General features: G+C 35.1%; 11 protein-coding genes. 7 read left to right on the plus strand and 4 right to left on the minus strand.

The window, feature by feature from the left end:
- Window positions 1–27: 27 nt before the first annotated feature.
- Window positions 28–462 (minus strand): YndM family protein, encoded by a 435-nt coding sequence (locus CWO92_RS22835; RefSeq protein ID WP_101356514.1) that lies wholly within the window; start codon window positions 460–462, stop codon window positions 28–30.
- A gap of 177 nt (window positions 463–639) precedes the next feature.
- Between CWO92_RS22835 and CWO92_RS22840 the strand changes: the two genes are divergently transcribed.
- Together CWO92_RS22840 and CWO92_RS22850 are read left to right on the plus strand one after the other, a co-directional pair.
- Window positions 640–1,185, plus strand: a complete 546-nt coding sequence (locus CWO92_RS22840) for a GNAT family N-acetyltransferase (RefSeq protein WP_101356515.1) — start codon at window positions 640–642, stop codon at window positions 1,183–1,185.
- 854 nt (window positions 1,186–2,039) lie between these two features.
- Window positions 2,040–2,366 carry an MmcQ/YjbR family DNA-binding protein gene (locus tag CWO92_RS22850; protein WP_101356517.1) on the plus strand — a complete coding sequence of 109 codons (327 nt, stop codon included), beginning with the start codon at window positions 2,040–2,042 and terminating at the stop codon, window positions 2,364–2,366.
- A 273-nt stretch (window positions 2,367–2,639) separates the two neighbouring features.
- Here CWO92_RS22850 and CWO92_RS22855 read toward each other — a convergent pair whose 3' ends face one another.
- Together CWO92_RS22855 and CWO92_RS22860 are read right to left on the minus strand one after the other, a co-directional pair.
- A complete protein-coding gene (locus tag CWO92_RS22855; protein ID WP_101356518.1) occupies window positions 2,640–3,086 on the minus strand; it encodes a DinB family protein in 447 nt (148 codons plus the stop codon).
- 89 nt (window positions 3,087–3,175) lie between these two features.
- Window positions 3,176–3,721 (minus strand): GNAT family N-acetyltransferase, encoded by a 546-nt coding sequence (locus CWO92_RS22860; protein WP_101356519.1) that lies wholly within the window; start codon window positions 3,719–3,721, stop codon window positions 3,176–3,178.
- A 237-nt stretch (window positions 3,722–3,958) separates the two neighbouring features.
- On the opposite strand from CWO92_RS22860, the gene CWO92_RS22865 reads away from it, so the two are divergent.
- Window positions 3,959–4,201 carry a hypothetical protein gene (locus CWO92_RS22865; RefSeq protein ID WP_101356520.1) on the plus strand — a complete coding sequence of 81 codons (243 nt, stop codon included), beginning with the start codon at window positions 3,959–3,961 and terminating at the stop codon, window positions 4,199–4,201.
- A gap of 46 nt (window positions 4,202–4,247) precedes the next feature.
- Entirely contained in the window at window positions 4,248–5,243 is a 996-nt protein-coding gene (locus tag CWO92_RS22870) for a hypothetical protein (RefSeq protein WP_101356521.1), read from the plus strand.
- Window positions 5,244–5,622: 379 nt separating this feature from the next.
- On the opposite strand, the gene CWO92_RS22875 is transcribed toward CWO92_RS22870, so the two are convergent.
- The gene (locus tag CWO92_RS22875) at window positions 5,623–6,684 is read right to left on the minus strand and encodes a TRAP transporter substrate-binding protein (RefSeq protein ID WP_101356522.1); all 1,062 of its coding nucleotides are present in this window, start codon (window positions 6,682–6,684) and stop codon (window positions 5,623–5,625) included.
- Between the two features lie 124 nt (window positions 6,685–6,808).
- On the opposite strand from CWO92_RS22875, the gene CWO92_RS22880 reads away from it, so the two are divergent.
- From CWO92_RS22880 to CWO92_RS22890, 3 genes are all read left to right on the plus strand, one after another.
- Complete coding sequence (locus CWO92_RS22880; RefSeq protein ID WP_101356523.1) at window positions 6,809–8,413, plus strand: ATP-binding protein; 1,605 nt, start codon at window positions 6,809–6,811, stop codon at window positions 8,411–8,413.
- Window positions 8,406–9,098: a response regulator gene (locus tag CWO92_RS22885; RefSeq protein WP_101356524.1), complete on the plus strand. Its 693-nt coding sequence runs from the start codon at window positions 8,406–8,408 to the stop codon at window positions 9,096–9,098. Before CWO92_RS22880 ends, CWO92_RS22885 begins: the two co-directional genes overlap by 8 nt.
- A gap of 111 nt (window positions 9,099–9,209) precedes the next feature.
- Entirely contained in the window at window positions 9,210–10,478 is a 1,269-nt protein-coding gene (locus CWO92_RS22890) for a dicarboxylate/amino acid:cation symporter (protein ID WP_165786757.1), read from the plus strand.
- Window positions 10,479–11,139: the final 661 nt, after the last annotated feature.

Genomic DNA, 11,139 nt, shown 5'->3' on the forward strand with positions numbered 1-11,139 from the left:
CTTTGTAATGACCTATTTTTTTCTGCATCATTTTGTCTTAGGTGGATCATTCTCCTCAGACATTTCCATACCGTAAGCAAGTCTATTTGGAGCTCTACCTCGATCGTGGTTTCCTTCATCTTCATGTCTGGTATTGACAATTAGCTTGTGAACAAAAAACTCTCCTACTGTGATGATGACAGCGGAAATAACACTGCCCCATGCAATTTGCATGTAACTGTTCAGAAGTACACTGCCGAATATCCAAACAACCAGATATGATAGAAGGAAATCAGCAATAAGTGAATTCCTATTGCCAATCCTTGATAACATAATCCTATCCATAAGATAAGAGACAATAGTGGTTAGAACACTAAAGGAAACGACATCTGTCCATGCTGCATTAAAAAACAAATCTAATCCTACAGCGTAAGCAATCAAACATGTTACAAATTTAATGATTAGAGCTGTAACATCCCTCATTTTTCACTACCTCCTCTCTTTACATTTTTGTCAATCCTCTAAAATTCATTCACTTTTTCCTTTGGATTCATAAAAAAAGTAATTTATTTTTCATAATGTAGTTCTATATAATGGTAAAATACTTATATTAAATATTCGATATAATCTGTCAGTAGAAATCAGAGGGGGATATCTGATATGTTTTCTTACAAAGTAGACAAAGATATAAGCATTGAATTGCTTCAGCAGCATCATAAAGAAGAATTATTCCAGTTGATCGATACAAATCGTTCTTATCTTAGAAAATGGTTATTGTGGGTGGATAAACGAACAGCTGCAGAAGATTTTGAAGCTATTATCCCAATGTGGATCAAAAATTATGCAGATAATAATGGTTTTGATGCGGGGATTAGATATAAAGGAAAATTAGTAGGAATGATTGCACTTCATTATATTGATTGGCAAAATAGTTCAACAAGCATTGGTTACTTCATAGCGGAAGATTCACAAGGGCATGGTATTGTTACTAGAACTGTATCTGCTTTGTTAAATTATCTTTTTGATACATTGAAGATAAACAGGGCAGAAATTCAATGTGCTGTTCATAACTATAGAAGCATTGCAATCCCGGAAAGATTGGGATTTGTTAAGGAAGGAATTAAAAGGGATGGACAATGGCTTTATGACCATTATGAAGATTTAGTAACTTATAGTATGCTTTCCAGAGATTGGAATAAAGAATAAAAGGCAAGAATATCTTTGTTAAAATATCCCATATGCTAAGGCACCCCTAAACAAATATCGCTATACATAAATTACTAATAACGTGACAAACTAAGAAAAAACTTAAGGGTGAAAAAATTGCTGTCTCTGTTTATTAGAGTTGCCTTAGTTATACTATCGTGGTCTACCTTATTCTTTCTTCCCAAAAAATCTTTTTTTAAGTTTATTCCTGTATCTTTATTCTCCACGTCTATTCTTCTGGTGGAATCATTATTAGGTTTGTCTTATAAGTGGTGGAAAGTAAAGGGGGGTGCCAAGGCTTTTGTAAAATGTGCATTAGCGTTTGTTTTTGGTCCTTTTATTGTCGGAAACCTATGGATTTTTCATTTAACGTATGGAAAGTTTTGGCTATATACATGCTTAAACTTATTCATGGATTTTTTACTAGCCTATCCGTTAAACAAGCTATTTCAAGCATTACAGATATATAAGTTGAAGAAATTTAAATCCATTCACTTATTTTTAACTGCTTTTCCATATTCCTTATTAAATTATGGTTTTCAACTTATATTGGATAAGAATCAAAAAGATCAGTAATAAAAATCAATTAGTGAAACTTGGGACTCTTATATAGAGTTCTTTTTCATTGACAAAAACAGTAAAATGAAATAGACCAACTACATTATAAATTGTTAAAAATTGAACTTACGCTAAACCAGGCAGATTTGTGAAAATATCATTGTCTCCAATAGGCAAAATTGTTGAGATATATTGAGAATTTATCTTATGGTTAGATTAATATATTTGTACCAACTAAAGCAGTAAAGGATTAATTTGAAAGGAATGCATAGAGCCTATTTGAAAGGAGTGAAAAAGTGAAAACTAGAGAGGAAGCAATTCGTTATTGCTTGAAATGGAAAAACACTTATGAAGATTATCCGTTTAGGGATAAGAATTGGACATTAATACGACATAAAGAAAACAAAAAAGTCTTTGCGTGGATTTTCAAAAGGGAGGATTATATTTGGATTAACCTGAAGTGTGAAAATGACTGGTTGGATTTCTATCGTCAGAATTACCCCTCAATAGTTCCTGCCTTCCATCTTAATAAAGATCATTGGAATTCCATTATTCTAGATGGTACTATACCAGATGAAGTTATACACGACCTGATTAGAAAAAGCTATAACTTAACAAAGTAAAAAATAAGTAAGAGGTCAACCTCGTAACATTCACCACATGGGTACTATGGAAATCTAAGAAAAACGTAGATATAGTGAGATTTTGCTTGCTTTATTGAGGGTGGATAGTTTAGGTATATTACTTTACAAAGATACAAAAGTTACTTTGCGGAAATAAAAAGCAAGTAAAGGAAAAATGAAAAGATTCGAGCTTATTATTGAGCACTATAAATGGTATCGAATCAATGGGATAAAAGACTGCCAGCATGGCGGAATGCGGCAGTTCTTAAAGCTTTATCCATGAACTATTTTATTCATTGTTCTCATTTGACCTAAATGGTCAGCTTCATGATGGTTCATAAAAGCGAATAAATCGTCAAATGTTTCAATATTCCCAAATGGAAACTTGAACGGAAGTTCCTTAGCAAAAAAATCATCCGAAAGTGCCTGAATTCGAGAGGATTGTTCCTCAAGATCGTGCATTAATTGTTCCAGGGAAGGTACGTCGCCTTTCCAATCTGATGGCTTAGTTCCAATGGCAAATAACTCATTATATTTATCCGGCAAGTTCTTAGACATTTTTGGATAGCCGAACATAAATGCTTCTGCGGAAACCAGCACATGCCCAATATGCCAGCGAAGCGTATTATTAAATCCTATTGGCTGCACATCCACCAATTTTTCGTCTACAGTTTGGATAAATTTTAATAACATGGTTCTAGTAATTTGAAATTGTTTCATTCCTCACCCTCCTCACATTATAAATATACGAATTATCTCCTATTTTGCAATAAATACGCCCTCCTCATAGTATGAATCTCGATGTGGTTTTATGTCCCTCGATACCCTTTTTTATGAAATTCCGTAATATATAAAAAGAGTTCTTGGCCAGTAGGGGAATGAGTTGATTTCAAGGAATAGTACATTGCCTTATATTTTTCGGGAACCCAAAAATAAGAGTGTACATAATCAGTAAGCTGAAAACCGCATTTTGACCAAAATTCAATCCGCTTTTCATTTACAAGATCCTTATCTGCTTCCACTTCTACTATGATGAGTGAATATTTTTTGTAATTCTGAGCCCAATTTTTTATGTATTCTACAAATTTACTGCCGATTCCATGATGCTGGTAATTTCTTTTTACTGCTAAGTAATCAAGAATAAGTATATCAGGATTATCGTTTTTTCCCGATAACGCCATTGCAACCATATCATTTTCTAAATAGGCAATATGAAGAAAGCAAATCCTTTTTTCAAACATGCGTTGGATCATTGTACGTTTTTTGCGGCTGTGTGCAGGAAAGGCATCCTCATAAATTTTTTCGGCTTGGTTCCATAGTAATTCATCCCATTTTTCAACAGTTTGGAATTGCATCGTATGTTTCCTCCGTAGGCAATTTTTTGTCAGTATACTGTATCATAGATTTTTTTCCAACAAACATGCCTTGAAAAACTTCTTGGAAGATCTTAATCTTGATTGGTAATAGAAAGTTCCATAATAAAGGAAAAACGGAAAGTATTTATGGTATTTTTCATTTCTTTTTAATATTTATATGGTATATTAGAAATGGCTTTTTAACTTACAGGAATATATTGGAGGAGATGGTTTGTCTTGCTACCTAACTTTCCATTTATTTTGGGGCATGTGACGGCAGAACCGCATACTGAAAACATCTATGAATTGTGGTTGATTATTATTTGTGACATTTATTTGGTTATATCGGGTGCTATATTTGTCTATCAATTATTTAAGGTAAAAACAACCCGAAAAACTGCCATTAACTTTGCTATAGCACTATTAGTAAGCTGTATTTTAGTCATTACTTTTGGAAGTGCATGGGATTTACTAGGGTAAAATCGATGCATTTATCATTTTCTAAAAGAAAGTGAGGTTGATAGATTTGAAATTTTATCGATTATGGGTGCTTGCCTTTTTGTTAAAATTTGCTGGATCTGCCTGGGATGCGTCTTATCATTTCAGATATTTATTTGAAAAGTACTCTCTCCCACATATACTAAATTTTACAGGATTTGCTTTAGGAGCGATATTATTAATCTTTGAGTGGATTGGACCAAAATATATGGATCATTTTTCGAGAAATGTCACCACCATTGGTTATGTGATTTTTCTCATCGGGATTCCATTAGATTTCAGCTATCATATTAAATTTGGGATTGATTTAACAACATGGAGTCCTACTCATTTCATTTATTATATCGGCACCGGCATTATGATAGTAGGGGCGTGGAGAGCTTATTATCTTTATACACATAATGATAAGCCTACATGGAAGTCACTCCATACTTGGTTTGCTATGTTTTTATTTGAATGCCTTGTTTTTCCTAACATGCAACAAGAAAATGGTGCCATATCATATGATCAATACATTCATGGTCATTCCATCGCATCAAAGGAAATATTGGTTTTGATTAAGGATCCGGCATCACAAATATTTGGCGGCGTACCGCAATGGATATACCCGACGTATTCTGTATTAGTTGTATCGTTACTGACCCTTGTAGTCATACGGTTATTTAAAGATCGCAGCATCCCTTTAGCGGCAGCGGTTCTCTATATTATATGCAGATTTATTGGGAAAACAGTTTTCTATGCTGTTCATTATCCGACATCCTATGTTCCTATCACATTAATTTTTATTCCGCTTTTATATTTAATCGTAAAGAAACCAACATGGCTTTCCGGTTTATTAGGTAGTGTATTCTATTTTCTAAGTTTATACTATATACATGTATCTGGAATTTTGATTACACCGCCACTGACTATTTGGTATGTAGTGCCTGTAGCGGTTATTGGAATCGCGGTAGCTGTGATTATTCCAATGATAAAAAAACAGCAGTCATTTGGACAAGAATCCCAAAAAGCAGCAAAATTATAATTTCCTTGTGTAATTATCACAATCATGTTATAGTTGTATAGCGATGAGCTATTTGTGTAAGTCGAAGGCATGGCATTAGGCTAACGTATGAATGTGGTCATACGGCACTTCGCCGCAAAACGTAAGAAAAGACGTCTGACGAATTCAGGCGTCTTTTGCTGTTTTTATAGGATAAATTCCGCATTCTTTAGTCATTCAAACAATAAAAAAACCGGCAATTCGGCCGGCTTTAAAATTAAGATATAATAAAAAGGGGGGGATGCTGCTTGTCCTTGCAACAATTATATCTTACGGGAGGTTTACTAGATTATAATGAAAGAAAGATTATAATTAGATTAGAAATGTTTACGGAATTTTTAACGAAGTCTTTCGACTGCTTTTATTTCGTATTTTCATATTTTTTGCGCAGCTTTTTGATTTCATCTATTAAGTTATATCCAATGGTAGGAGCGAGCTTATCATATAATGGATCTAGTTTTTTTACCCATTCTTTTTTCTCTGCATCTGTTAATACATGTATGTTAATGGAGGAGTTCTTTTTAATAAGTTCTAATTGCTTTTCATTCATCTGATGGGCTTCCTGTTGGTTCCAGTTTGTCACCTCTTCTATTGCCTCTGATAATATTCGCTTAGTATAATCTGTTTGCTTATTCCAAAAAGATTTATTCATAAGAACTACATAACCGAGGTAACCGTGATTGCTAATTGTTAAATACTTTTGTAAGTTATAAAATTTCTTTGAGTATATATTGGATAAGGTGTTTTCCTCACCATCCACTTTTTTGCTGTCAAGAGATTGAAAAGTAATATCAAAGGATTGCTGAATGGGGTGTGCATCTAATTGGTTAAATTGTGCAGCCAGCACTTTGCTTTGCATAATTCGAAAAGTTTGCCCCTTTATATCTGCTGGCGTCCGAATCGGGCCTTTATTGGAAGTGATTTGTTTAAATCCATTTATCCAGTATGCAAGCCCCTTTAGGTCGTCTTTTTCTAAAGATTGCAATAGCTCTTGACCTATTTTGCCATTCAATCCTTCTTGAACAGCCTGGTAGGATGGAAAAGCAAATGGTAGATCGAATATACCCCATTTTTCTGAAACTGACCCAAGCTTGGAAGTGGAAGGAGCAATAATTTGCACCTTATTTTCTTTTAAGGCATTGATTTCTTCAATATCGGAATAAAGCATACCATTTGGAAACACTTCCACTCTAATTTTGCCATTTGATTTTTTATAGACTAGTTCAGCAAACTTTTTCGCTGCGAGTCCTTTTGGTGTGTTCTCTGCAACAACATGACTAAACTTTAATACTATCTGGTTTTTTAGTCCCTGTTGTTCATAGTCATGGACAAGTTTGTGAGAATGTAATAGTTTTGGTGAAACTGTTATACCGATCACAATTATCAGTAGTATGATAATTGTTAAAAGAATTGATTTTTTCATATTTGTCCTTCTTTCGTACCATTGGTGTAAAATGAAAGATGTATATTTATACCCTATTATTTAGGATAATAGTAAATCTAGTTATTCGTAAAGATGAATATGGCCTTTCCAGGAGGATACCTATTTGAGTGTAAAACAGTTGCCTATACGATGGAAAATCACGATTCTTTCCTATTGTGTCGTAATTTTTTCCCTGCTTATTGGCGGAATTCTTCTTGTTGTGAATATTCAATCAACCAAGGAACAAGAAATTAATACAGCAGCAATGAATACTGCGAGAACAGTAGCAGAGCTTTCAGATGTAAAAAAAGCTATCCAATCACCAAATGGGTGGACGAAGATAAACCATTTAATAGAACAAATTCGCTTAATCAATGATGAAGATTATATTGTGGTAATGAACATGGAACGAATTAGGTATTCTCATCCTGTCCAATCCTTATTAGGGACTCCATCTCTAGGCAAAGATGAGGATGCTGCATTTGCAGAGCACAATTATTTTTCCAAGGCGAGAGGGGAGCTAGGTACGTTCACTAGAGCTTTCTTTCCGATTAAGGATGATAATTTGAATCAAATTGGTGTGGTGCTTGTCGGACATAGGATTCCAAGCTTTTGGGATATTTCCGCTAATTTAAAGAATGAAATGGTTATTATTTTAAGTTTAACACTTTCAGCCGGATTAATAGGATCGTTTTTACTTGCTAGACATATAAAAAAGCAAATGTTTCAGCTGGAGCCACATCAAATTGCCAGAATTCTTGAGGAAAGAACGGCTACCTTTCACGCTATGAATGAAGGTGTTATAGCAATTGATTCACATGAAATCATTACTATTTTTAATGAAAAAGCAAAGGGGATTTTTTCCGTTAAAGGGGAGGTCATTGGCAAACCCATTCGATCTGTATTAGAGGATACAAGATTGCCGGAAATTGTGGAACATAATAAGGCAGTATATAACGAAACCATCATTGTTGGCGGTAAAACAATCTTAAGCAGCAGAATTCCGGTACTTATTGATCAAACAGTTGTCGGAGCAGTAGCGATATGCCAAGATAGAACGGAAGTTGTGAAGATGGCGGAAGAGCTAACTGGGGTGAAAAATTTTGTGGAAGCACTCCGAGTTCAAAATCACGAGTATATGAATAATTTACATACGATCGCTGGACTCATTCAACTCGGAAAATCAGAACAGGCTCTTAACCTTGCTTTTACAACTTCGGAACAGCAGGGAAATACTTCAAAATCAATTAAGGAAATGATTCGAAACGATGCTTTAGCAGGTCTTCTGCTTAGTAAGATTAGGAGAGGGAAGGAGTTAGGGATTGAAGTTAGAGTGGATCCTAATAGTTCTCTTTCACAGTTTCCAGCGCAAATGGATCAGAATGATATAGTTGTATTACTTGGTAATTTAATTGAGAATGCCTTTGAATCCTATGAATCTATTGAAGTAGAGGATAGGGTCATTGACATAAGCATTGAACAAAATGAGGAAACTTGCGCCATTATGATTGAAGACAATGGTTGTGGTATTAGATATGAGGATGTCGCGTTTATTTTCGATAAAGGGTTTACGAAAAACAAGCAAAAAGGAACTGGTTATGGATTATATTTAGTTAAACAGATTGTAATGAAAGGAAACGGGGATATAGATGTAGATTCGCACGTTGGGGAAGGTACTTCCTTTACTATTATATTTCCAATGAATCCAGGAGTTGAAGCAAATGGTTGAAAAACGCATTAAGGCTATTATTATAGACGATGATCCGATGGTTCGTGAAGTGAATAAGAATTTTATCAAGAAAGTCAAAGGGTTTGATATTATTGGAGAGGCAGGCAATGGGGATGAGGGGATTCAACTGGTAAAACAATTGCAGCCGGATGTAGTTATTCTTGATATTTATATGCCAAAGAAAAATGGAGTAAAGACCTTGCAGGAATTTCGGAAACAAGCATTCAATGTTGATGTCATTGTGGTATCCGCCGCAAGGGATAAAGAAACTATTAATACTATGCTTCAAAACGGAGCAGTTGACTTTATTATCAAACCTTTTAAGTTTGAACGGCTGAAACGAGCAATGGAAAATTATCGTTTTTATAAATTATCCATGGATAATAGGGAAACGTTATCTCAATCGGAATTGGATGCGATACTACATAATAATCAATCTTCTGACACGAGAGATTCCTTGCCCAAAGGCTTGAATATGTTTACCCTGAATGAAATTACCGATTATATGCATAAGGAAACAGATCCTAAATCGGCGGAGGAAGTGGCAACTGCGATAGGAATCGCTCGTGTAACTGCCAGAAGATACTTGGATTATCTGGAGAAGAAGGGTAAGATTCGTTTGGCTGTTCAATATGGAAGTGTGGGCAGACCTATTAATCGTTATATTATGGAGAGTAAAGAATAAATTCAAGACCAAAAAGACCAAAATGTCCGATATGACCATAAACTTCAAGATTTGAAAAGAAAGCGTTACCATTCCGTTAGTAAGAATTTTCGTGAAAAGGGGATGAGAACGTTGAAAATATATAAAAATTTAACGGTTCAAGTTTTAACCGCTATTGTGATTGGGGTTCTTGTTGGCTTGATATGGCCGGAAGCAGGGAAACATATGAAGCCCCTTGGTGATACATTCATCAATGCAGTAAAAATGCTAATTGCACCAATAATATTTCTGACAATTGTGCTTGGCATTGCAAAAATGGGGGATATGAAAAAGGTCGGTAAAGTTGGCGGTAAAGCGATTATATACTTTGAAATCGTTACCACTTTTGCGCTAATTGTCGGTCTTATCATTGTTAATGTGATTAAACCAGGTGCTGGTTTAGATTTCAGTCATTTGCCAAAAGGTGATATTTCGCAATTTACAGGTGACGGTGCTAAATTAAATTGGGTAGATTATTTAACTCATATTGTCCCTTCTAGTATGGTTGCTGCATTTGCAGATGGGGATATTTTACAGGTGTTATTTTTCTCTTTATTATTTGGATTTGGTTTAGCAGCTTTAGGGGAAAAAGGAAAAATTGTTATCGATTTTTTAGATAAATTATCACAAGTATTTTTCAAGGTGATTGGTTATATCATGAAGGCTGCTCCTATTGGGGCATTTGGTGCAATGGCCTATACTATTGGTAATTTTGGACTTGCATCTTTAGTGCCGCTTGGAAAGCTTATGATCTCCGTTTACCTGACGATGATCATCTTTGTCTTTGTTGTTTTGAACTTAATTTGTAGAAAATATGGCTTCAGCTTATGGAATTATTTACGATATATTAAAGATGAACTTCTAATCGTTTTAGGAACAAGTTCTTCAGAATCGGTACTTCCAAGAATAATGGATAAAATGGAAAAGTTCGGATGCTCTAAATCTGTTGTAGGTCTAGTTATTCCAACTGGTTACTCCTTTAATCTTGATGGAACATGTATTTACCTTGTAATGGCAACAGTATTCTTATCACAAGTATTCGGTGTACATCTTTCCCTTGGGCATCAGATCATGGTCATCCTAATCTTGATGCTAACATCAAAAGGTGCTGCTGGTGTTACAGGAAGTGGATTCATTGTGTTGGCATCTACGTTATCAGCACTTCATCTAATCCCGGTATCCGGACTAGCTTTACTGCTAGGTGTCGACCGATTTATGAGTGAAGGCCGAGCGATAATCAATCTAATCGGAAACGGAATTGCTTCTATCGTAGTTGCAAAAAGTGAAAAGGAATTTGATGAATCGAAACATATAGAAGCAATAAAAGAAATGAAAAATGGTACCCTATCAACATCAGCTTAATTATAATGAAGACCTGGTCTCTTTAGGACCGGGTTTTTATATGTGAAGTAAGATGAATGACTTACGAATGGCAATGTTGTGATAGAATTAGATGGTCAATTACGGTGACACCTTTGCAGGAATGTAGATTGCTGGTAAGTTGAGCAAAAGGACAGGAGGAAGCAAAGAGTAATGCCTCTTTTCCTTTATAGGGTGTTAAAAGGACAAGCGGGGGTAAAAACTGTAAGTCATTGTTCTTTATAGGGTGCCAAAAGGACAAGAGGAGACAAAAAGGGAAAGCAAATGTCTTTTATAGGGTGCCAAAAGGACAAGAGGAGACAAAAAGGGAAAGCAAATGTCTTTTATAGGGTGCCAAAAGGACAAGAGGAGGCAAAAAGGATAAGCAAATGTCCTTTACAGGGTGCCAAAAGGACAAGTGGGGGCAAAAAGGGAAAGCAAATGTCCTTTATAGGGTGTCAAAAGGACAAGAGGAGGCAAAAAGAATAAGCAAATGTCTGAATAGGCTACACTTAGTTGGACAGAATTTTTAAGGTCAAGTAGACTACAGATAATATATTTGAGGAGAATCTACATGGCCAAAAGAGAACGTCGAACATTTACTGAAGAGTTCAAACAACAGATCGTACAACTTTACCAAAATGGAAAACCGAGAAAAGATATT

Source organism: Heyndrickxia camelliae (assembly GCF_002844575.1).
Taxonomy (GTDB): Bacteria; Bacillota; Bacilli; order Bacillales; family Bacillaceae_C; genus Margalitia; species Margalitia camelliae.